This is a genomic window from Nonomuraea bangladeshensis (genome assembly GCF_039529455.1).
GTDB classification, from domain to species: Bacteria; Actinomycetota; Actinomycetes; order Streptosporangiales; family Streptosporangiaceae; genus Nonomuraea; species Nonomuraea bangladeshensis.
The window spans coordinates 338,582-359,042 of sequence record NZ_BAAAMV010000009.1; the positions used below are offsets into that span (position 1 = coordinate 338,582).

Annotated in this window: 19 protein-coding genes; 10 read left to right on the forward strand and 9 right to left on the reverse strand. The window is 71.8% G+C overall.

Annotated features, from left to right (window positions below):
* Positions 1-22 precede the first annotated feature (22 nt).
* Positions 23-1,204: a zinc-dependent alcohol dehydrogenase gene (locus tag ABD292_RS30860; RefSeq protein ID WP_344213463.1), complete on the reverse strand. Its 1,182-nt coding sequence runs from the start codon at positions 1,202-1,204 to the stop codon at positions 23-25.
* Positions 1,205-1,358: 154 nt separating this feature from the next.
* On the opposite strand from ABD292_RS30860, the gene ABD292_RS30865 reads away from it, so the two are divergent.
* From ABD292_RS30865 to ABD292_RS30885, 5 genes are read left to right on the forward strand one after another with little or no spacing between them, the layout of a single operon-like run.
* Positions 1,359-2,408, forward strand: a complete 1,050-nt coding sequence (locus ABD292_RS30865; protein WP_344213465.1) for a polyprenyl synthetase family protein — start codon at positions 1,359-1,361, stop codon at positions 2,406-2,408.
* Positions 2,409-2,422: 14 nt separating this feature from the next.
* Positions 2,423-3,364, forward strand: a complete 942-nt coding sequence (locus ABD292_RS30870) for a 4-hydroxy-3-methylbut-2-enyl diphosphate reductase (RefSeq protein WP_344213467.1) — start codon at positions 2,423-2,425, stop codon at positions 3,362-3,364.
* 26 nt (positions 3,365-3,390) lie between these two features.
* The gene (locus ABD292_RS30875; protein WP_344213469.1) at positions 3,391-4,800 is read left to right on the forward strand and encodes a family 2B encapsulin nanocompartment shell protein; all 1,410 of its coding nucleotides are present in this window, start codon (positions 3,391-3,393) and stop codon (positions 4,798-4,800) included.
* Between the two features lie 39 nt (positions 4,801-4,839).
* Entirely contained in the window at positions 4,840-6,207 is a 1,368-nt protein-coding gene (locus ABD292_RS30880; protein ID WP_344213471.1) for a family 2B encapsulin nanocompartment shell protein, read from the forward strand.
* Between the two features lie 19 nt (positions 6,208-6,226).
* Complete coding sequence (locus tag ABD292_RS30885; RefSeq protein ID WP_344213473.1) at positions 6,227-8,413, forward strand: terpene synthase family protein; 2,187 nt, start codon at positions 6,227-6,229, stop codon at positions 8,411-8,413.
* Between the two features lie 9 nt (positions 8,414-8,422).
* Here the strand turns inward: ABD292_RS30885 and ABD292_RS30890 are convergent, their stop codons facing one another.
* On the reverse strand, positions 8,423-8,767 hold the full coding sequence (locus ABD292_RS30890; RefSeq protein ID WP_344213476.1) for an STAS domain-containing protein: 345 nt from the start codon (positions 8,765-8,767) through the stop codon (positions 8,423-8,425).
* Positions 8,768-9,136: 369 nt separating this feature from the next.
* Between ABD292_RS30890 and ABD292_RS30895 the strand changes: the two genes are divergently transcribed.
* On the forward strand, positions 9,137-9,667 hold the full coding sequence (locus ABD292_RS30895) for a C40 family peptidase (protein WP_344213478.1): 531 nt from the start codon (positions 9,137-9,139) through the stop codon (positions 9,665-9,667).
* Positions 9,668-9,884: 217 nt separating this feature from the next.
* On the opposite strand, the gene ABD292_RS30900 is transcribed toward ABD292_RS30895, so the two are convergent.
* Entirely contained in the window at positions 9,885-10,187 is a 303-nt protein-coding gene (locus ABD292_RS30900) for a hypothetical protein (RefSeq protein WP_344213480.1), read from the reverse strand.
* A 333-nt stretch (positions 10,188-10,520) separates the two neighbouring features.
* On the opposite strand from ABD292_RS30900, the gene ABD292_RS30905 reads away from it, so the two are divergent.
* Together ABD292_RS30905 and ABD292_RS30910 are read left to right on the forward strand one after the other, a co-directional pair.
* A complete protein-coding gene (locus ABD292_RS30905; protein ID WP_344213482.1) occupies positions 10,521-11,099 on the forward strand; it encodes an O-methyltransferase in 579 nt (192 codons plus the stop codon).
* 157 nt (positions 11,100-11,256) lie between these two features.
* Positions 11,257-12,135 carry a helix-turn-helix domain-containing protein gene (locus ABD292_RS30910; protein WP_344213484.1) on the forward strand — a complete coding sequence of 293 codons (879 nt, stop codon included), beginning with the start codon at positions 11,257-11,259 and terminating at the stop codon, positions 12,133-12,135.
* An 11-nt stretch (positions 12,136-12,146) separates the two neighbouring features.
* On the opposite strand, the gene ABD292_RS30915 is transcribed toward ABD292_RS30910, so the two are convergent.
* The 3 genes from ABD292_RS30915 to ABD292_RS30925 form a co-directional block, all read right to left on the reverse strand.
* Positions 12,147-12,968, reverse strand: a complete 822-nt coding sequence (locus ABD292_RS30915) for an SAM-dependent methyltransferase (protein ID WP_344213486.1) — start codon at positions 12,966-12,968, stop codon at positions 12,147-12,149.
* 81 nt (positions 12,969-13,049) lie between these two features.
* Positions 13,050-13,499 (reverse strand): MarR family winged helix-turn-helix transcriptional regulator, encoded by a 450-nt coding sequence (locus ABD292_RS30920; RefSeq protein ID WP_344213488.1) that lies wholly within the window; start codon positions 13,497-13,499, stop codon positions 13,050-13,052.
* Positions 13,496-14,113, reverse strand: coding sequence for a DJ-1/PfpI family protein (locus ABD292_RS30925; RefSeq protein WP_344213490.1), 618 nt, complete (start codon positions 14,111-14,113; stop codon positions 13,496-13,498). Before ABD292_RS30925 ends, ABD292_RS30920 begins: the two co-directional genes overlap by 4 nt.
* A gap of 60 nt (positions 14,114-14,173) precedes the next feature.
* Here ABD292_RS30925 and mads6 point away from each other — a divergent pair, with 60 nt between their 5' ends.
* Entirely contained in the window at positions 14,174-15,523 is a 1,350-nt protein-coding gene (mads6, locus tag ABD292_RS30930) for a methylation-associated defense system protein kinase MAD6 (RefSeq protein WP_344213492.1), read from the forward strand.
* A 3-nt stretch (positions 15,524-15,526) separates the two neighbouring features.
* Here the strand turns inward: mads6 and ABD292_RS30935 are convergent, their stop codons facing one another.
* The gene (locus ABD292_RS30935) at positions 15,527-16,366 is read right to left on the reverse strand and encodes an FKBP-type peptidyl-prolyl cis-trans isomerase (protein ID WP_344213494.1); all 840 of its coding nucleotides are present in this window, start codon (positions 16,364-16,366) and stop codon (positions 15,527-15,529) included.
* A gap of 90 nt (positions 16,367-16,456) precedes the next feature.
* Between ABD292_RS30935 and ABD292_RS30940 the strand changes: the two genes are divergently transcribed.
* A complete protein-coding gene (locus ABD292_RS30940; RefSeq protein WP_344213496.1) occupies positions 16,457-17,503 on the forward strand; it encodes a DUF2293 domain-containing protein in 1,047 nt (348 codons plus the stop codon).
* On the opposite strand, the gene ABD292_RS30945 is transcribed toward ABD292_RS30940, so the two are convergent.
* A complete protein-coding gene (locus ABD292_RS30945) occupies positions 17,500-19,122 on the reverse strand; it encodes an amidohydrolase (protein ID WP_344213498.1) in 1,623 nt (540 codons plus the stop codon). The genes ABD292_RS30940 and ABD292_RS30945 overlap by 4 nt on opposite strands.
* A gap of 49 nt (positions 19,123-19,171) precedes the next feature.
* Positions 19,172-20,437 carry an MFS transporter gene (locus tag ABD292_RS30950; RefSeq protein WP_344213500.1) on the reverse strand — a complete coding sequence of 422 codons (1,266 nt, stop codon included), beginning with the start codon at positions 20,435-20,437 and terminating at the stop codon, positions 19,172-19,174.
* Between the last annotated feature and the right edge of the window lie 24 nt (positions 20,438-20,461).

The window sequence follows — 20,461 nt, forward strand, 5'->3', positions numbered from 1 at the left end:
TGTCCGTCCGGTGAAACGCCCATCAGGGCCGTAGGAGGACCTTGATGGCCCCGTCGGCCTTCTTCTGGAACATTTCGTACGCCTTTGCCGCGTCTTCCAGCGGCAGCTTGTGGGTGGCGAGATCCATGACGCCGAGCGGGTCGGCGTCGTCGGTCACGAGCGGCATCAGCGGGCCGATCCACCGGCGCACGTGCGCCTGCCCCATGCGCAGGGTGATGCCCTTGTCGAACATCCGGAGCATGGGCAGCGGGTCGGTCATGCCGCCGTACACGCCGATGACGGAGATGACGCCGCCCCTGCGCACGCCGTCGATGGCCTGGTTGAGCGCGGCCAGGCGGTCCACTCCGGCGTTGGTCATGAGCGGGGCCGCGAGGGCGTCGGGCAGCAGTCCTGTGAGGGTCTGCGCGATCTTGGCGGCGGGGGAGCCGTGGGCCTCCATGCCGACGGCGTCGATCACCGAGTCGGTGCCGCGGCCGGCCGTGCGGGCGCGGATCTCGTCGGGCACGGCGGTCACCTCGCTCGCGTCGATGACCTCGATCCCGTGGCGGGCGGCCAGCTCCAGCCTGTCGGCGACGCCGTCGACGCCGATCACCCGGTGGCCGAGGTGCCGCGCGATGCGGCAGCACATCTGGCCGATGGGCCCGAGCCCGAGCACGGTCACGCTGCCGCCCTCGGGGATCTCCGCGTACGCGACCGCCTGCCACGCCGTGGGCAGCACGTCCGACAGATAGACGAACCGCTCGTCCGGCGGGCCGTCCGGCACCCGGATCGGGCCGAACTGGGCCTCGGGCACCCGCAGATACTCCGCCTGGCCGCCGGGGACCTGGCCGTAGAGGCGGGTGTAGCCGAACAGGGCGGCGCCGGTGCCCTGCTCGCGCACCTGGGTGGTCTCGCACTGGGCGTACAGCTCCATGCCGCACATGTGGCAGTGGCCGCAGGCGATGTTGAACGGGATGACGACCCGGTCGCCCGGCTTGAGATGGGTGATCTCCGGGCCGACCTCCTCGACGACGCCCATGGCCTCGTGGCCCAGGATGTCGCCCTCGGCCATGAACGGGCCGAGCACCTCGTACAGGTGCAGGTCGGAGCCGCAGATGCCGGTGCTGGTCACCCTGATGACCGCGTCGTTCGGCTCCTTGATCACCGGGTCGGGAACGTCCTCGACCCGCACGTCCCGCTTGCCGTGCCATGTGACTGCTCTCATGCACAGCGCATACCCCTACAAAAGCCACTAAACGGACGGCCGGCTCCTGTGACCGGTGAGACGGATGAAGTCATGGGCAGCCCCAGACTCTTTACACGCTCAGTGTTGGGTGAGTAACTATTGGTGATATCCGATCGACCGAAGGAGCGCGCGCATGCCATTGGGCCTCACTGAGCCATGCCTCGGCTCGCGCATCGACCACCACCTGAGCGCGTTCCTGGAGACCTGGCGGGCGCCGCTGTCCGATCCCGACGTCGCGGTCGCGTACAACGTGCTGCGCGAGTTCGTGCTGGGCGGCGGCAAGCGCATCCGGCCGCAGCTGTGCTACTGGGGGTGGCGCGGGGCGGGCGGCGACGACTGCGACGAGATCATCATGGCCGCCGCCGCGCTGGAGCTGTGCCACGCCGGCCTGCTCATCCACGACGACATCATGGACGGCAGCGAGCTGCGCCGGGGCCGCGCCACCGTGCACAAGAGCCTGGAGCGACTGCACGCGGGGCCGGGCGCGGAGGTCTTCGGCCAGGCGGGCGGCATCCTGCTCGGCACGCTGAGCCTGGCCTGGTCCGACGCCATGCTGTCGTCCTGCGGGGTCCAGCCGCACCGGCTGCGCGCCGCGCACCACCTCTTCGACACCATGCGCACCGAGGTGATCAGCGGCCAGTACCTCGACATGCTCGCGCAACTGCGGGCCGGGGCGAGCGTCGACGAGGCGCTGACCGTCATCCGCTACAAGACGGCCAAATACACCGTGGAGCGGCCGCTGCAGATCGGCGGCGCGCTCGCCGGGGCCGACGCCGAGCTGCTGGCGTCCTACTCCCGGTTCGGGGTGCCGCTGGGCGAGGCGTTCCAGCTCCGCGACGACGTGCTCGGCACCTTCGGCTCGGCCGCCGAGACCGGCAAGTCGGCGCTCGACGACCTGCGCGAGGGCAAGCACACCGTGCTGATCGCGCAGGCCCTGCGCCGCGCCTCGGCCGCCCAGCGCGAGCACCTGCGGCGCTGGCACGGCGATCCCGGGCTGGACGAGGAGCGCGCCGCCGAGCTGCGCCAGATCCTGTGCGACACCGGAGCGGTCGCCGCGGTCGAGGACATGATCGCGAGCCGGGTGCGCGAGGCGGTCGCGGCGCTGGCCGAGGCCGAGATCAAGCCGGACGCGGCCGCCGCGCTCACCGTGCTCGCCGACCGGCTCGCACACCGCACCAGCTAGAAGGGTTTTTCCCGATGGGACGCGTACTTCTCGCGGCCCCGCGTGGCTACTGCGCGGGCGTCGATCGCGCGATCGTGACGGTGGAGCGGGCGCTGGAGCGCTTCGGCCCGCCCGTCCACGTCCGCAAACAGATCGTCCACAACACCTCCGTGGTCGGCGAGCTGACCCGGCGCGGCGCGGTCTTCGTCGACGAGCTCGACGAGGTCCCCGACGGCGCGCTGGTGATCTTCAGTGCCCACGGCGTGTCGCCGGAGGTGAAGGCCGAGGCCGAGCGGCGCGGGCTGCGCACCATCGACGCCACCTGCCCGCTGGTCACCAAGGTCCACAAGGAGGCGGTCAGGCTCGCCGCCGACGGCCACGAGATCGTGCTCATCGGCCACGCCGAGCACGAGGAGGTCGAGGGCACCGTCGGCGAGGCCCCCGGCCACATCCACGTCGTCGACCCGGCCCGCCCCGAGGAGGTGAGCGCCATCGGCGACGGCCCGGTGAGCTGGCTGTCGCAGACCACCCTGTCGGTGGACGAGACCATGCGCGCGGTCGGCGCGCTGCGCGAGCGCTTCCCGCAGCTCGCCGACCCGCCCAGCGACGACATCTGCTACGCCAGCCAGAACCGCCAGGAGGCGGTGACCAGGATCGCGCCCGAGTGCGAGCTGGTCCTCGTCGTCGGCTCCGCCAACTCCTCCAACTCCCAGCGCCTGGTCGAGGTCGCGCTGGAAGCGGGGGCGCGGGCGGCCCACCTGGTGGACCACGCCGGAGAGGCCGACGAGCGATGGCTGCGCGGCGTGCGGACGGTCGGCGTCACCTCCGGCGCCTCGGCGCCGGAGCGGCTGGTCAGCGGCCTGCTCGACTGGCTCGCGGCCCGTGGCTTCGCCGACGTCACTCAGGTGACCCTCACCGAGGAGACCCTGACCTTCTCTCTTCCCCCCGAACTACGACCGACCCGCAATCCCGGCTAATCCAGCACGGAACAGGCAGGTAAGAGATGACAGAAACCACCCAGTCCGCCGCCCCCGAGAACGGCAACGGCCAGCTCAGCCTGAGCACCGAAGCCGCGAGGCAGCTCTCCACCACCACCAAGACGCCGCCGCAGATGCAGGAGATCACCTCGCGGTGGCTGCTGCGGCTGCTGCCTTGGGTGCAGTGCTCGGGCGGCGTTTTCCGGGTGAACCGGCGGCTGACCTACACCCTCGGGGACGGCCGCATCACCTTCAGCACCACCGGCTCGGAGGTCCGCGTCATCCCGGCGGAGCTGACCGAGCTGCCCGTGCTGCGCGGCTTCGACGACATGGAGGTGCTGGAGGCGCTGGCCGGCCGCTTCACCCAGCGGGAGGTGGAGCCCGGCGAGCAGATCGTCGCCGAGGGCGCGGAGGGTGACCGGCTCGTCCTCATCGCGCACGGCCGGGTGGACAAGGTGGCCCGCGGCGCGTACGGCGACGACCAGGAGCTCGGCGTGCTGGCCGACGGCGACCACTTCGGCGAGCAGGCGCTCACCGACGGCGCCCCGTACGCCTTCAGCGCGCGGGCCAAGACCGCCACGACCCTGCTGACGCTGTCGCGGCAGGACTTCGAGCAGGTCGCCGAGCAGTCGCCCGCGCTGCGCGCCCACCTGGAGAGCCTGGCCAGCAGCGGCGCCCACGCCCAGAACGACTACGGCGAGGCCGCCATCGAGATGTCCTCGGGCCACACCGGCGAGGCCACGCTGCCCGGCACGTTCGTCGACTACGAGCTGAGCCCCCGCGAGTACGAACTGAGCGTCGCCCAGACCATCCTGCGCGTCCACAGCCGCGTCTCCGACCTGTACAACCAGCCGATGAGCCAGCTCGACCAGCAGCTCCGCCTCACGATCGAGGCGCTGCGCGAGCGCCAGGAGCACGAGCTGATCAACAACCGCGAGTTCGGCCTGCTCCACAACGCCGACTTCAGCCAGCGCATCCGCACCCGTTCCGGCCCGCCGACCCCCGACGACCTCGACGACCTGCTCGCCACCGTGTGGAAGGAGCCGGCGTTCTTCCTGGCCCATCCGCAGGCCATCGCCGCCTTCGGCAGGGAGTGCAGCAAGCGCGGCGTCTACCCGCAGGCCAGTGAGGTCAGCGGGCACCGGGTGCCGGCCTGGCGAGGTGTGCCGATCTTCCCCTGCAACAAGATCCCGGTCTCGGGCAGCCGTACGACGTCGTTCCTGCTCATGCGGACCGGCCAGGAGAACCAGGGCGTGGTGGGCCTGCACCAGACCGGCATCCCTGACGAGTACCAACCGAGCCTGTCGGTGCGCTTCATGAACATCAACGAGAAGGCCGTGGTGTCCTACCTGGTCAGCGCCTACTACTCGTGCGCGGTCCTGGTGCCCGACGCGCTCGGCGTCCTGGAGGACGTCGAGCTCGGCAGGAACGACTAGCCCGGACCTGATCCGCCGGGGATTGGTGGTGTTTCACACGTGACGGAGTCGGACCAGAGGCTCAGCCTCGACACCCAGGCGGCGCGCAGGCTCGCCACGACGACCAAGACGCCTCCGCAGGCGCGGGAGATCACCCCGCGCTGGCTGCTGCGGATGCTGCCGTGGGTCGACGTGGCGGCCGGCACCTACCGGGTGAACCGGCGGCTCACCTACCCGGTCGGGGGCGGCCGGGTGAGCTTCTACCGCACCGGGGCCCGGCTCCAGGTGATCCCACCGAGCCTGACGGAGCTGCCCCTGCTGCACGGGATGGCCGGCGGCGAGGAGCTGGAGCTGCTCGCCCGCTCGTTCCGGCAGCGGGAGTACGGCGCGGGCGACACGATCGCCCGCGCCGGCCGCCCGGCCGACGAGATCCTGCTGATCGCGCACGGCAAGGTCGCCCAGCTCCAGGCCGGCGGCCACGGCGACCGGCTGGTGCGCGGCGCCCTCGCCGACGGCGACCACGCGGGCGGCGGACTGCCGGGCGCGACGTGGGACTTCACGCTGGAGACCAGCACCCCCTGCACGGTGCTGGCCCTGCCGCGCGAGGAGCTGGACGCCCTGGCCGCGCGCTCGCCGGCGCTGCTCGCCCAGATCGAGCGGCACCGCGACCGGCTGGCCAGGCCGCAGAACAAACACGGCGAGGCGGCCGTCGCGCTCGCCGCCGGACACCGGGGCGAGCACCCGCTGCCCGGCACGTTCGTCGACTACGACCCGGGGCCGCGCGAATACCCCATGAGCCTGTCGCAGACCGTGCTGCGCGTCCACACCCGCGTCGCCGACCTCTACGGCGAGCCGATGGACCAGACCGAGCAGCAGCTCCGCCTCACGGTCGAGGCGCTGCGCGAGTCCCAGGAGCACGAGCTGCTCAACAACCGCGAGTTCGGGCTGCTGCACAACGTCGATCCCCGGCAGCGGCTCTACACCCGGTCGGGGCCGCCCGGTCCCGACGACCTCGACGAGCTGCTGTGCCGCAGGAAGAAGTCCCGTTTCTTCCTCGCCCACCCGCGGGCGATCGCCGCCTTCCACCGGCAGTGCAGCGCCCGCGGCGTCTACCCCGACAGCGTCGAGCTGCACGGGACGCGGCTGACCGCCTGGCGGGGCGTGCCCGTCCTGCCCTGCGACAAGATCCCGGTCACCCGGCGGGGCACCAGCACCATCCTCGTCCTGCGCACCGGCGAGGACGACCAGGGCGTGGTCGGGCTGCGGCCCGCCGCCGTCCCCGACCAGCGCGAGCCGGGGCTGAGCGTCCGCTTCACCGGCATCGACGCGCGGGGCATCGCCTCCTACCTGGTCAGCGCCTACTACTCGGGCGCGGTCCTGGTGCCGGACGCGCTCGGCGCGCTGGAGCACGTCGAGGTGGCCGGCTGAACCTTTTGAAGGAGCTTCGATGAGCCAACCGTTCGAACTGCCGGACTTCTACGTCCCGTACCCGGCCCGGCTCAACCCCCATCTGGAGGCGGCGAAGACGCACTCCAAGCAGTGGGCGCGCGACATGGGCATGCTGGAGGGCTCGGGGGTGTGGGAGGAGTCCGACCTCGACGCCCACGACTACCCGTTGATGTGCGCCTACACCCATCCCGACTGCGACGCCGACGAGCTGTGCCTGATCACCGACTGGTACGTGTGGGTGTTCTTCTTCGACGACCATTTCCTGGAGGTGTTCAAGCGTTCAGGCGACCTGGAGGGCAGCCGGGGCTACCTGGCCCGGCTGGCCGCGTTCATGCCGATGGGCGGCGACCTGTCCATGCCGGAGCCGGCCAACCCGGTGGAGGCGGGGCTGGCCGACCTGTGGGTGCGCACGGTGCCCGGCATGTCGCAGGACTGGCGGGAACGCTTCGCCGAGAGCACCCGCAACCTGCTGAACGAGTCGCTGTGGGAGCTGGCCAACATCAACAAGGGCCGGATCTCCAACCCGGTCGAGTACATCGAGATGCGCCGCAAGGTGGGCGGCGCCCCCTGGTCGGCGGGGCTGGTGGAGCACGCCGTGGGGGCCGAGGTGCCGGCCCGGCTGGCCGCGACCCGGCCGCTGCGGGTGCTCAAGGACACCTTCTCCGACGCCGTCCACCTGCGCAACGACCTGTTCTCGTACGAGCGGGAGGTCCGCGACGAGGGCGAGCTGAGCAACGGCGTGCTGGTGCTGGAGACCTTCCTCGGCTGCACCACCCAGGAGGCCGCGAACGCGGTCAACGACCTGCTGACCTCGCGGCTGCAGCAGTTCGAGCACACGGCGGTGACGGAGCTCGGGCCGCTGTTCGCCGAGCACGGCATCGACCCGGTGTCGGCGGCCGGGGTGCTGGCCTACGTCAAGGGGCTGCAGGACTGGCAGTCCGGCGGGCACGAGTGGCACCTGCGCTCCAGCCGCTACATGAACCAGCGGGCCGGGGCGAGCCGGCCGCTCGGCATGTCGTCGGTCGTCGACCTGCTGGGCGCCAAGCGGGTCAGGAACTTCACGCGGGTGCCGTACGAGCGGGTGGGGCCGAGCGTGATCCCCGACGATCTCTACGTGCCGTTCCCGCTGCGGCTCTCGCCGCATCTCGACGACGCCCGGCGGCACATCGTCGAGTGGTGCGCGGCGATGGGCATCCTGGAGGCCCAGCCGGGGGTGGCCGGCTCGGCGGTGTGGGACGAGCGGAAGCTGGTCGACTACGACCTCGCGCTGTGCGCCGCCGGGCTGCATCCCGACGCCACGCCCGAGGAGCTGGACCTCGCCTCGTTCTGGCTGGCCTGGGGGACGTACGGCGACGACTACTTCCCCGTGGTCTTCGGCCGCACCGGCAACCTGGCCGCCGCGAAGATCGCGGTCGACCGGTTCTCGGCGTGCATGCCGCTCGACGGCTCGCCGGCGCCGCCGCCCGCGAACGCGCTGGAGCGCGGCCTCGCCGACGTCTGGGCCCGTACGGCCGGTCCCATGCCGGCCGGGCATCGCCGCAGGCTGCGCGAGGCGGTGGAGAAGATGTGCCAGGGGTGGCTGTGGGAGCTGGCGGGCGAGCTCGCGCATCGGGTGCCCGACCCGGTCGACTATCTGGAGATGCGCCGGCTGACCTTCGGCTCCGACCTGACCATGAACCTCTGCCGGCTGCGCCACGCCCAGGGCGTGCCGGACGAGGTCTACGCCAGCGGCCCGATGCGGGCGCTGGAGAACGCCATGATGGACGCGGGCTGCCTGGTCAACGACATCTTCTCCTACCAGAAGGAGATCGAGTTCGAGGGCGAGGTGCACAACTGCGTGCTCGTCGTCCAGAGCTTCTTCGACTGCGGCTATCCGGCCGCGCTGCGCATCGTCACCGACCTGCTGGCCTCACGGGTCCGGCAGTTCGAGCACATCGTGGCGAACGAGCTGCCGATCGTCTGCGCCGACTTCGGCCTCGACGCCGAGGCGCGCGCCGAACTCGACGGCTTCCTGGCCGGGCTGCGCGACTGGCTCGCCGCCATCCTCAACTGGCACCGGGGCTGCTTCCGCTACGACGAGGAGAGCCTGCGCCGGCACCACCGGCCGCCGCGTTTCACGCTCGGCGGCCCCACCGGGCTCGGCACCTCGGCGGCGGTCGCCTTCGCCGCGCTGTCCGGCAGGTGAGAACGCTCCTCAGATGGGCAGTCGATGGGCTCGGGACTCGTGGTGCCAGCCCATCAGCCGCAACAGCCGGAGCTGGTACGACGTCAGGTTGCGCAGCCTGATCCAGCGCTGCTCCGGCGGCAACCCGGGCAGGGCCAGCACGCGCAGCCCCGAGACGTCGATGAAGGTCAGCCCGCCGGTGTCGACGACGACGTGCCGGCCCTGGCTGCAGCCCGTCAGGGCGATGGCCAGGGCGCAGCTGTTGGAGGCGTCGACCTGGCCGAACAGCGTGACGACGGGCCCCTCGGCCGCCGCGCGCACCGTGACCTTGAGCTGCTCGTCCTGGTAGAGCAGCCGCTCTTCGAGACGGTTCACGCTCCTCACACCCCCCTACACGCACGCTCCCCGGGGGTTTGTGGCCGTGCGTCATGTCGGCGCGTCAGCCAGAACCAAGGCTACACGAAGTATGTTTCACTATGTAATCTTCGCGAGATTATGACCGAATTCGCGCGGAATCCTGAAGAGGTGCCCCCGGTGGCCTTTTCGTAGGTGATCCGGTCCTCCGGCAGGGCCGTGTAGGCCGGAGCTAGATGCCCCTTCTGCCCGTTTTGCCGTGGATCTTCCCGGCCCCGAAATTTTGCGACTCGTCCGTTTATGTCGGAAGACTTGTCGCGATTTTCGGCGGTACAAAGCCACACAGCAGACAACGCTCACAAACGGGCCTTGCGGGGATGGTGAAGACACGTGACCGGGAAAGGAACGGCGGCGCGGGTGCTCGCGTGCGGGCTGGCGTGCGTGCTGGCGTCCGCTCTTCAGGCGGACGCGGCGCTGGCCGCGCGGAAGACGCGCGCGGCCGCCGCAGGAGGCATCGCGCTGCGCGCGGCGCTGGAGATGATCGGCGTCCCCTACTCGTGGGGCGGCGGCGGGGTGAACGGGCCCGGCTACGGCATCGGGAAAGGCGCCGGCACGAAGGGCTTCGACTGCTCGGGGCTCACCGAGTACGCCTACGCGCGGGCGGGGACGGCCATCGGCACCACCTCCCAGGAGCAGTGGCGCTCGGGGCCGCGGGTGCCGAAGGAGCTGATCGAGCCCGGCGACCTGGTGTTCTTCGACAACGACCCCGACAGTCCCGGGCCGGAGCACGTGGGGATCGCGGTGGACGCGACGACGATGGTGCACGCGCCGTACACGGGGGCGTTCGTGCGGACGGACCCGCTCGACCGGGCCGACTTCCTGGGAGCGGTACGGCCGGGGGCCGGCGGTGCGGAGGTGTGATCGGGGAAAAAGCAGTGCGGCCCCCGGCCGGCCCCTCGCGAAAGGGCCGGCCCGGGACCGCACAGCACGCCCGTAAGGATGCGGCGGCCGACCGGGCTCTTCGTGGTCTCGCGAATCACCACGCCGAGCCCCGGTCGCTCACCTGGGCATCAGGAAGGCGACTGGCCAGGCGGCTCCGCGCACGGGAGCCGCGATCGACCTTCCTGCTCGCGCCGTCCTAGCTGACGTAGGTGCCGGCGTTGCTGAGGTTGACGCCCTTGTTGCCGTCGCCGACCTCGGGCTGGTTGTTGTTCAGCAGGTCGAGGTCGATCTCGTCCGCGAGCTGGATGATGTTGACGTCGAGGTTGTTGAGCGAGTGGTTGGCCACGTCGTTCAGGACGTCGTCGATGATCTGCCACTGGCTCAGGACGTTCTGGCCGCTGTTGTAGGGGCGGGGGTCGGCGTTGGCGGTGGCAGCAGAGGCCGAGAAGCCGAAAGCGACGGCCGCGATCGCTGCACCGGCGAGGATACGACGGATCATGATTGTTTCCTCCATGGATCGGCGCGGAATTCCCGACGCCATAGTCGTTTGTGCAGGGCTGTGAGGTGCCGGGAATAACAATCGCGGCAGGTCGCGGGTTCCGCAACTCGGATTGCCATTCCTATGGTCAAGCGGACGCCTCGGTTTCTTGGCATGAGGTTTTGACGCGCATCGGCGAGGTACTACATATATTTCGCTCGCCCGAGCCGCCGAAAGGCAGGCGTTTTAGCCGGGGGCGAGAAATGCTCGATCGGCTTTAACCTCGGGATGAGGAACGATCACCCCAAACTTGGGGTGCCGTTCGCGCGCGCCTCGGTGGGATAGTAATCAGTCATGAATCCTGAAACGCCAGAACTCGTCCGGGCGGCGGCGGAGCGGGCGCGTGCCGCCGGGTTCGCCTACTCCTGCGACCCGGACGTCGGCCGCCTGCTCGCCGTGCTGGCGGCGGCGGTGCCGGACCGCGGGCGGGTGCTGGAGCTCGGCACGGGCACGGGTGTGGGCACCGCCTGGCTGGTGAGCGGGCTGCGGCCGCGGCAGGACGCGACGGTGACGAGCGTGGAGCTGGATCAGGTGCGGTCCGCGCTGGCCGCGTCCGGCGACTGGCCCGGCTTCGTGGACTTCCGTACGGGCGACGCGCTGAAGTTGCTCCCCAGGCTCGGCGCCTTCGACCTGATCTTCGCCGACACCGTGGCCGGCAAGCAGGTGGGGCTGGAGCTGACCATCGCCGCGCTCGCCCCGCACGGGGTGCTGGTGGTGGACGACATGACGCCGGCACCCGGCTCGACCTGGGACGCCGAGTTCGCGGCCAGGCAGGAGGCGGTGCGGCGCACTCTGCTCGGCCATGCCCGGCTGGCGGCCGTCGAGCTGGGCGGTCACGGCTCGGGCGTCATCCTCGCCACGGCCAGAAATTAGGCAAATCCGCAGTAAATGCACAAATAGCCGACGCTTTTCGTTCAGCGGGAAATACAGTACACGGGGCGGAAGCCGTGGCAGGATTGGCACGGGCCGGAGCCGTGGCGAGATGCCGATTTGAGGAGCATAGATGCGGGGTGCTCACAATATGGGCGACATGACCGAAATACCCGATAGTGATTCCCTGCAATCCGGGCCGAGCGCGCTGCGCCTGCTCATCGGCGCTCACCTGCGCCGCCTCCGCGAGGCGGCCGACGTCACCCGCGAGGCCGCCGCCTACGCCATCCGCGGCTCACAGTCGAAGATCAGCCGCCTGGAGGCCGGCCGCACCAGCTTCAAGCCGCGCGACGTGGCCGACCTGCTCGCCCTCTACGGCGTACGCGACCGGGCCGAGCGCGACAGCCTGCTCGCCCTGGTCGCGCAGGCCAACGCGCCGAGCTGGTGGCACGAATACCGCGACGTCGTCCCCGACTGGTTCGAGCCCTACCTCGGGCTGGAGCAGGACGCCGCGCTCATCCGCACCTACGGCGTCCAGCACGTCCCCGCCCTGCTGCAGACCGAGGACTACGCCCGCGAGGTCATCACCCGCAACCACGAGGGCGAACCCGCTGAGCGGATCGCGCGCCTGCTCACGGTGCGCCTGCTCCGCCGCCGCGCCCTCGACGCGCCCGCCCCGCGCAAGCTCTGGGCGGTGCTGGACGAAGGCGCGCTGCGCCGCGTGGTGGGCGACACGGACGTCATGCGGGCCCAGCTCGAACACCTCGCCCGCATGGCCGAGCTGCCCAATGTCACGCTCCAGGTGTTCCCGTTCGCCAACGGCTCCGCGCTCGGCGGGGTCGGCCCGGTCACCCTCCTGCGTTTCGCCCAGGAGGAGCTGCCCGACGTGGTCTACCTCGAACACCTCACCGGCGCCCAATACCTCAACAAGGAGAGCGAGGTGCGCCACTACCGCCACCTGCTCAACGAGCTGGGCGTGCACGCCCCGCCCCCGGCCGAGACGCCGGCGATCCTGCACGGGATGATCCAGCGTCTCTGACGCGAGCCTGGTCAGGGCTTGCGCGCGACCCCGCACAGCGCGTCCACCTCGGTGAGCGAGGCCATGGGGTCGGGGTCGGGCCGCCAGCGCGTGATCGACACCACGCCCGGCTCGACCAGCTCCAGCCCGTCGAAGAAGCGGGCGAACTCCGCGCGGCTCCGCAGATGGTACGGCGCCCCCGGCCCCTCGTTGTGCTCCTCCTGGGCCCGGTCGAGAGCCTCGCCGGTGACCACGTTGACGCCGTCCCACATGGCGAGGTAGCTGCCGGACGGCAGGGCCTCCATCAGCCGCCCGACGATCGAGTAGGCCCCGTCCTCCTCGCTCACGTAGCCCGCGATGCCCATGAGCATGAGCGCGACCGGCTGCGTGAGGTCGAGGGTGCCCGCCGCGGCGGCGATGATCTTCTCGGGCTCGCGCAGGTCGGCGTCCACGTAGTCGGTCGCACCCTCGGGGGTGCCGACCAGGAGGGCGCGGGCGTGGGCGAGCACCAGGGGGTCGTTGTCGACGTAGACCACCCGGCAGGCCGGGTCGGCGCGCTGGGCGACCTCGTGCGTGTTGTCCACGGTCGGCAGGCCGGTGCCGACGTCGAGGAACTGCCGCACCCCCGCCTCCTCGACCAGGTGCCGCACGATGCGGGCGAGCAGGTGCCGGGACAGGCGCGCGATCTCGACGATGTCGGGGAAGGCGGCGCTGAACTGGTCGCCGGCCTCCCGGTCCACGTCGTAGTGATCCTTGCCGCCGAGCCAGTAGTTCCACATGCGGGCGGCGTGCGGGACGCCGGTGTCGATGCGGGGCGAGACGGCCTCTCCGGCGGCGTACGGTTCTCCGGTCATGGAGCTGCTCCAGTGATGTCGGATCCGCGGGATCTTCAACCTAGCGTCCGGACTGTCCGTCTTCCAGGCCCGGGAGCGGTTTCATCGATCTTGGTCGCCGATCCGGTCGAGGGCGGCGGACAGGAGGCGTACGGCCTCCAGGCACCGCTCGGCCTCCTCCGCGCCCAGCTCCGCGACGAGCCGGTCGGAGAACTCCCCGTGCCCCGGGTTGATCTTGGCGATGGCCTCCCGCCCGGCCGCCGTCGGTTGGAGCAGCTTGGCCCTGCGGTGCGCGGGGTTCGGCCGGTATTCGGCGAGGCCCCGCTCCACCAGCAGGTCGGCGATGCGCTGCACGCCCTGCCTGGTCATCCCCATCTCGCGGGCGATCCCGGAGACCGGCAGCGGCTCGCGCAGCACCGCGCCGAGCACCTGCCACCAGGCCGCCGTGATGCCCGCGGGCCGGGCCAGCCCCTCCGCGACGTGGAGGAACTGGCCGTTGAGGCGGAAGACGCCGAGCGCCAGCCCGGACACCAGCCGCGCGTTCTCGCTCATGCCGTCATCAGCACCTCGTACGCGCTCGGGTCGCTCCGCGAGAACAGCCGGAACCAGGCGTCCAGGACCTCGGGACGGTAGGCGTCGAGCCTGCGGAAGATCTCCCTGGCGAAGGCGACCGGCTCCGTGGGCCCGGCGGTGATGAGGTCGCCGTCGAGCACGGCGTCGTGGTCGAGGTAGCGCTTCGCGCCCGCGTAACCCTGCTGGGCCTCCAGGTACTGGACGGCGCCGCTGGTGTGCTCGCGCTCGTCGAGCAGGCCCTCCCTGGCGAGCCCGGCCGTGGCGCCGCAGATGGCCGCGACCGGCACGCCGGCCGCCAGGAACTCCCCTGCTTTGCGGGCGAAGGGGGCGAGCAGGTCGCCCGCGTCCCAGAGCGCGGCGCCCGGCAGGATCAGCAGCGCGCTGTCCTCCGGGGAGAGCCGGTCGAGCGTGAGGTCGGGGACGATCCTGGCGCCGCCCATGGTGACGACGGGATCGGTGGTGAGCCCGACGGTGACGATCTCGTAGCCGCCGGGTTCGCGCTGGTAGACGCCGCTGCGCAGGTGCGCGGTGGCGTGACCGGTCTCCCAGTCGGCGAGCGTGTCGTAGACGGCGTGGTGCACGGTGGGCTTCATGACAACATTCTGTCATTTGGACATCATGTTGTCAATCGCCAGCCGTGCGAGGATAGGCCCATGGCAGAGATCGTCGGCGGTGGACGTCCGGTCAACGACGCCGAACGGCGCGTCATCGCATATCTGCGCGACCACGCGCCCGCCGACTGGCTGCTGCTGCACAACATCGAGGTCCCGCGCGGCAACGACGTCTTCGAGGTCGACCTGCTCGTGCTGACCGGCCACTCGCTCGTGGTCGTCGACGTCAAGGGCACGCGGGGACGCATCGAGGTGTCCGGCACGCGCTGGTTCCCGCCCCGGCGGGAGGCGTTCGGCTCGCCGGTGGCCAAGCTGCGGGGCACCGCCAAGGCGCTGAAGGGCCTGCTGGTGTCCAGGTCCACCCAGCTCGAACGCGTCTACGTCGACAGCCTGGTCGTGCTCAGCTCCCCCGACGCCGAGCTGATCGACCCGGCCGGGCGCGACGCCGTCAACGTCACCACCGTGCCCGAGCTGGTGGCCACGCTGAGCGACGTCTCGCGGGTGCGGCGCGGGTGCAGCCCGCACGTACGCCCCTACATGACGGCCGTGCTCGACGCGCTCAACCAGACCGTACGCCGCAGCACCGCCCCGCCCCGCTTCGGCAACTGGGAGGTCGAGGAGCAGCTCGGCGGCGACGCCAAGGTCACCGAATACCGCGCCTTCAACGCCACGCTGCCGGGCAGCGAGACCGTGCTGCTGCGGGTCTACCAGGCCGACCCGCTCGCCGACCACGAGTCGCGGGCGGCCGAGCGGCAGCGCATCGCCAACGCCTACCAGAGCCTGGCCCGCATCCCGCCGCACCCGTGCGTGGTGCGCTCGCGCGACTTCTTCGCCATCGACGACGAGAGCCGGTTCGTGCTGGTGCTCGACGACGTGCACGGTCAGTCGCTGCACCTGTCGCCGCCCCGGGGCGCGCGCATGAGCGTGCTTCAAGACCTGCTGAGCGGGCTCGCGCACGCCCACGCCAACGGCGTCGTGCACCGCGCGCTCACCCCGGCCAGCGTGCTGGTCACCGACGACGGCCACGCCGTGCTCACCGGCTTCGACTACGCCAAGCTCGGCCCGCGCAACTACACCGTCGCCCACGAGCTGGGCAACGTGCTCGACGCCCACTACGTCGCCCCCGAGTGCCACGAGCGGCCCGACCGGATGACCACGGCCTCCGACGTCTACTCCGCCGGGGTGATCGCCCACCAGCTCCTCACCGGCGAGCTGCCCACCAGCGCCGACGCCGACGGCCCCGACGTGCCGGAGGTGGTGCGCCGGATGCTCGACCACTCCCCCGCCAAGCGGCCGTCGGCGGCCGAGGCGCTGCAGGCCCTGACCGCGCCGCCGCCGCCCCGGCGCTCCCGCTTCGGTGGCCTGGTCCGCCGCCTGGTCTCCCGCCCCTGACGGTCAGCTCGGCGCCGTGATGGTGTCGAGGACGTCGATGACGTAGATCCTGGGCTCGTCCCCCGGCGACGGGACCGCGAGGCGGCAGCCGACGTGGCGGCCGGGCAGCGCGTCCAGCCAGGCCGGGGGCGCCGCGCCCGGCTTCAGGGTGAAGGCGCTCGGCCCGCCCCGCCGGTACGACGAGTCCACGAGCGCCCGCGACGGCCAGGCGGCGGCGACGTACTGGACGATGACCTTCGACCCCGCCAGGATCTCCTCGCCGGAGCCGTCGATGAGGAGGCGGGGCGGGCCGGCGGGCGTCAGGTCGGCCGGCACGACCGGCAGGGTCCGCCCCACCAGCCGGGCGTCCGGCGGGTAGCCGCCCAGGATGTCGAAGACGACGACGAGCGTGTCCGAGGGCGACACCCCGGCCCACGGCAGGCCGGGCCCGAGCGCGTCGGCGGCCGGTCCGACCAGCATGACCCGGCTGCCCGCCGGACGGCCGATGAGCGAGCGCCGCCAGACCTCCGGCACCTGCCGGCCGTCGAAGACGACGGTGGCGGGCTGGTTGCCGTCGAAGGTGCTGAGGTACGGCCGGTTGCCGGCCCAGCGGCGGATGTCGACGTCGGCGAGCACCACGTCCCCCGGCAGGGTGCGCCGCCCGCTGCCCGCCGACAGCACGGTGATCCGGGGCATGCGGCCGGGCTTGCCCGCGGGGATGGACACGACCGGCCTGCTGCCGAAGCCGCCGCTGACGACGGGCTGCGCGCCCTCCTCGGCCCCCGTGTGCGAGGCGGAGCCGCACGAGGTGGCGAGCATCAGCATGGCGGGCCAGAACAGGCGCACGGTCTTCCTCCAGGGCACGAAAGATCCGAGAGGTTCTTCGCCGTGGAGCGCACAAGCAAAGCCCGGGCTTCGTCCATCTCCCGACAAAGGCGCGGGAGACTGGGATCCGTGAGCAAGCCCAGCCTGGCGCGGAGGGTCGCGGACGCGGCCGAGATCGCGCTGACCACCCGCAAGTACGTGACGTTCATCGACGTGGTCACCGGGCTCCGCTGGCTGCACTCGCGGCACGTGGACCAATGGCGGCAGGGCCGGGCGCCCACGCTGGCCGGCCTGGCGGCCGTGGACGAGGACCGCCTGGTGGCGACGGCCGCGCTGCTGAAGGACTGGGCGCTGGCCAAGGGGCTCAAGCCGGTCGACACCCCTTACGTCGCCGGCACCCGCGACCGCCGCGAGCTGCGGTTCACCGCCGGCCATCCGCAGGAGCCGTTCCGCGTCCACTGGATTTCGCCCGAGCTGAGCGAGGCGCGGGTGCGCCGGCTCACCGAGCGGCAGAGCAAGGCGCCCGACCTGGTGGCGGTGGCGCCGCTGGAGCCCTGGACGTGCGCGGCCTGCGGCGACACCGGCCCCTACCTGATCATGGAGGACGACCGTCCCCACTGCCTGACCTGCGCCGACCTCGATCACCTGGTGTTCCTGCCGTCGGGGAACGCGGCGCTGAGCCGCCGGGCCAAGCAGGAGAGCCGTCTCGCCGCCCTGGTCGTGCGCTACAACCGGCGGCGCAAGGTCTACCAGCGCGTCGGCCTGCTGGTCGAGCAGGCCGCGTTGGAGGCGGCCGAGGAGCGGTGCCTGGCCGACGAGGAGGCCCGCGAGCGCCGCCGCGAACGCGACCGGGTCCGCCGGGCCGAGCAGGACGTGGAGTTCCAGGCCAGGATGGCGGCCGAGATCGCCCGGCTGTTCCCCGGCTGCCCCGAGCAACGGGCGCGGGACATCGCCGAGCACGCCGGCCAGCGCGGCAGCGGCCGGGTCGGCCGGACGGCGGCGGCCAGGGCGCTCGACGAGAACGCGATCACCCTGGCCGTGATCGCGTCCATCCGCCATCTGGACACCGACTACGACGAGCTGCTGATGTCCGGGGTGCCGCGGATGACCGCCCGCGAGCGGATCAAGGACCGCATCGAGGGCAAGCTCGCCGAGTTCCGCGGCCGCACGCCCTAACGGGAGGCGGCCGGGCTGCGGTGGACGACGCGGCCGTCCAGCATGGTCAGCCACGCGTCCACGCCGGACAGCTGGTCGGCGGCGAGCGCGGTCACGTCCGCGTCCAGCACCACCACGTCGGCCAGCTTGCCGGGCGTGAGCGAGCCGATCCGGTCCTCCATGCGCAGCGCGTACGCCGCGTCGATGGTGTGGGCGCGCAGCGCCTCCTCCAGCGTGATGGCCTGCTCGGCCCCGATCGGCCCGTCCTCGCGGGTGCGCCGGCGCACCGCGTTCGAGACCGTCTCCATGGGCCGCAGCGAGGAGACGAACGAGTCGCTGGACAGCACCGGCCGCAGCCCGGCGTCGATCTCCTCGCGCATCGGCTGGAGCCGGTGCGCCCGCCGCTCGCCGAGGCGGCGCACGAAGTCGGTGCCGCTGTCGTACAGGAAGTTCGGCTGGTTGACCGGGATCACCCCGAGCGAGGCGAACTCCCGCACCTGGGCGGGCGTCGGATGGCCGCAGTGCTCGATGCGCGGGCGGGCGTCGTCGCCCGAGACCGCCACCGCCGCCTTGATCGCCTCCAGGGAGTAGCCCATCGCGCGGTCGCCCTGGGTGTGGATGCCGACCTGCCAGCCCGCGACGGCGGCCCGGCGCACCAGGTCCGTGAGCTCGTCGGGGTGGTGGTAGAGCGAGCCGGTGAAGTTGTCGCCGTACGGCTCGTCGAACATGGCGGTGCCGCCCAGCAGCGTGCCGTCGCAGTAGAACTTCATGGCGCCGAAGCGCAGCCGGTCGTCGCCGAACGGCCCCGCGAGGCCCACCTCCGTCAGCTCGTCCAGGAGGTGGGAGAGGGGCATGACGACCGTACGCACCGGCAGCGTGCCCGCCGCGTGCGCGGCCCGGTAGACCTTGAGCTCGCGCCGCGAGACCTGGGGGTCGCAGACCGTCGTCACCCCGGCCCGCAGGTACGTCTCCCGCGCCCCCTCCAGCCAGCCGAGAAGCTGCTCGCCCGGCAGGTCCACATGGAAGTTCGGGCCGTGGCAGCCGATGTCGACGGCCACCGGCAGCAGCAGCTCCATGGCGGAGTCCAGCACCATGCCGGTGAGCCGGCCGCCCTCGTCGCGCAGGAACGACCCGCCCGCCGGGTCGGCCACGTCGTCGCCGATGCCGCGCCAGGCGAGCGCCGCCGAGTTGACCACGGCCTGGTGCCCCGACACGTGGTAGACGATCACCGGGTGCTCGGTGGTGGCCTCGTCGAGCTGCGCGCGGGTGGGCCGGCCGCCGGGGTACTTGGCGTCGTCCATGCCGTACGCGCGGATCCACTGCCCGGCGGGCGTGCGGGCCGCCTCGGCGGCGACGGCCGCGACCAGGTCGGCCGCGCTCCCCACCGCCGGGTAGCGCGCGTCCACCGCCACCAGGGTCTCGGCCGTGGACAGCAGGTGGTTGTGCGGGTCGATGAAGCCCGGCAGCACGCTGCGCCCGCCCGCCCGCACGACCTCGGCGCCCGGCCCGGCGGCGGCCAGCACGTCGGCCTCGCGGCCCACGGCCAGGATCCGCCCGTCGCGGACGGCGACGGCCTCGGCGGAGGGGTTCGCGGGGTCCATGGTGAGGACCTTCGCGCCGGTGATGACGGTGGTGGACACTAGGTCTCCTTGTCGGTGAGGACTTGCTTGTACGGGCGGGCGGGCGCGGTCAGACGGTCGTGGGCACGGGGTCGCGGTGGCGGGGCGCCACGGCGAGGCAGACGACGCTGAGCGCGCACATGCCGACGAGCAGCGCCACGGCCGGCCACGCGGCGCCGCCGGCCCCGGCCACCAGCGCCGTGGCGACCAGCGGCGACAGGCCGCCGAAGATCGCGCCGGCGCCCTGGTAGGCGAGCGAGATGCCCGTGTAGCGCACCTGCGGCGGGAACATCTCGGACAGGATGGCCGCCATGGGCCCGTAGGTGCCCGAGGTGGCCAGCCGCATGAGGCCGAGCATCCCGAAGATCAGGAACGTGCTGTGCGAGCCGAGCACCGCGAACTGCGGCACGGCGAGCACGGCGGTGGCGACCAGGAACCAGATGGCGACCTTGCGCGAGCCGAACTTGTCGCCCAGGTAGGCGATGCCGAGCGTGGCCACCAGCTCGACGAACGCGGCGAAGCTCAGGCCGTTGAGAATGAGCTGCTCGGACTCGCCGACCGAGGACCCGGTGGCGTACGCCAGCAGGAACGTCGTGAGGATGTAGTAGCCGCCGATCGCGACCGGCAGCGTGCCGATGCCGAGCAGCACCGAGCGCCAGGACGTACGGAAGACGGCCTTGATCGGCATCGCGCTCTTCTCGGTCCGCGCGAAGACCGGCGACTCCTCCACGCGGAGCCTGATCAGGAGGCCGACCAGCACCAGCACGGCCGAGACGATGAACGGCACCCGCCAGCCCCACGACATCAGCGCGTCGTCGCCGAACAGCGTGATCAGGCTGAAGGCGCCGGTCGCGAGCAGCGCTCCGGCGGGGTTGCCGAGCTGGGCGAACCCGCCGTAGAAGGTCTTGCGGCCCTCGGGGGCGTGCTCGACCGCCATCAGCACCGCACCGCCCCACTCGCCGCCGACCGCGAGACCCTGGATGAAGCGCAGCAGCACCAGCAGCGCGGGGGCGAGCGCGCCGATCGAGGCGTACGTCGGCAGCACGCCGACCGCGAACGTCGCCGCACCCATCATGAGCAGCGTGACCACCAGCGCCGACTTGCGCCCCACCCGGTCACCGAAGTGGCCGAACACGATGCCGCCGAGCGGCCGGGCGAAGAAGCCGACCGCGTAGGTCGCGAAGGACGCCATGAGCGCGACGGCCGGACTGCTCGCGTTGGGGAAGAACAGATCGTCGAAGATCAGTGCGGCGGCCGTCGCGTAGACGTAGAAGTCGTACCACTCAATGGTGGTCCCGATGAAAGCGGCTCCGGCCGCCCGGGTGGCACGGTTCAAGGGATCCTCCGGGGTGTCTGGGGG

What these genes read in the sequence shown, in the direction of transcription:
- ABD292_RS30860 (WP_344213463.1), bottom strand. Translation starts at nt 1,204, where the DNA reads ATGAGAGCAGTCACATGGCACGGCAAGCGGGACGTGCGGGTCGAGGAC.
- ABD292_RS30865 (WP_344213465.1), top strand. Translation starts at nt 1,359, where the DNA reads ATGCCATTGGGCCTCACTGAGCCATGCCTCGGCTCGCGCATCGACCAC.
- ABD292_RS30870 (WP_344213467.1), top strand. Translation starts at nt 2,423, where the DNA reads ATGGGACGCGTACTTCTCGCGGCCCCGCGTGGCTACTGCGCGGGCGTC.
- ABD292_RS30875 (WP_344213469.1), top strand. Translation starts at nt 3,391, where the DNA reads ATGACAGAAACCACCCAGTCCGCCGCCCCCGAGAACGGCAACGGCCAG.
- ABD292_RS30885 (WP_344213473.1), top strand. Translation starts at nt 6,227, where the DNA reads ATGAGCCAACCGTTCGAACTGCCGGACTTCTACGTCCCGTACCCGGCC.
- ABD292_RS30900 (WP_344213480.1), bottom strand. Translation starts at nt 10,187, where the DNA reads ATGATCCGTCGTATCCTCGCCGGTGCAGCGATCGCGGCCGTCGCTTTC.
- ABD292_RS30905 (WP_344213482.1), top strand. Translation starts at nt 10,521, where the DNA reads ATGAATCCTGAAACGCCAGAACTCGTCCGGGCGGCGGCGGAGCGGGCG.
- ABD292_RS30910 (WP_344213484.1), top strand. Translation starts at nt 11,257, where the DNA reads ATGACCGAAATACCCGATAGTGATTCCCTGCAATCCGGGCCGAGCGCG.
- ABD292_RS30915 (WP_344213486.1), bottom strand. Translation starts at nt 12,968, where the DNA reads ATGACCGGAGAACCGTACGCCGCCGGAGAGGCCGTCTCGCCCCGCATC.
- ABD292_RS30920 (WP_344213488.1), bottom strand. Translation starts at nt 13,499, where the DNA reads ATGAGCGAGAACGCGCGGCTGGTGTCCGGGCTGGCGCTCGGCGTCTTC.
- ABD292_RS30925 (WP_344213490.1), bottom strand. Translation starts at nt 14,113, where the DNA reads ATGAAGCCCACCGTGCACCACGCCGTCTACGACACGCTCGCCGACTGG.
- mads6 (WP_344213492.1), top strand. Translation starts at nt 14,174, where the DNA reads ATGGCAGAGATCGTCGGCGGTGGACGTCCGGTCAACGACGCCGAACGG.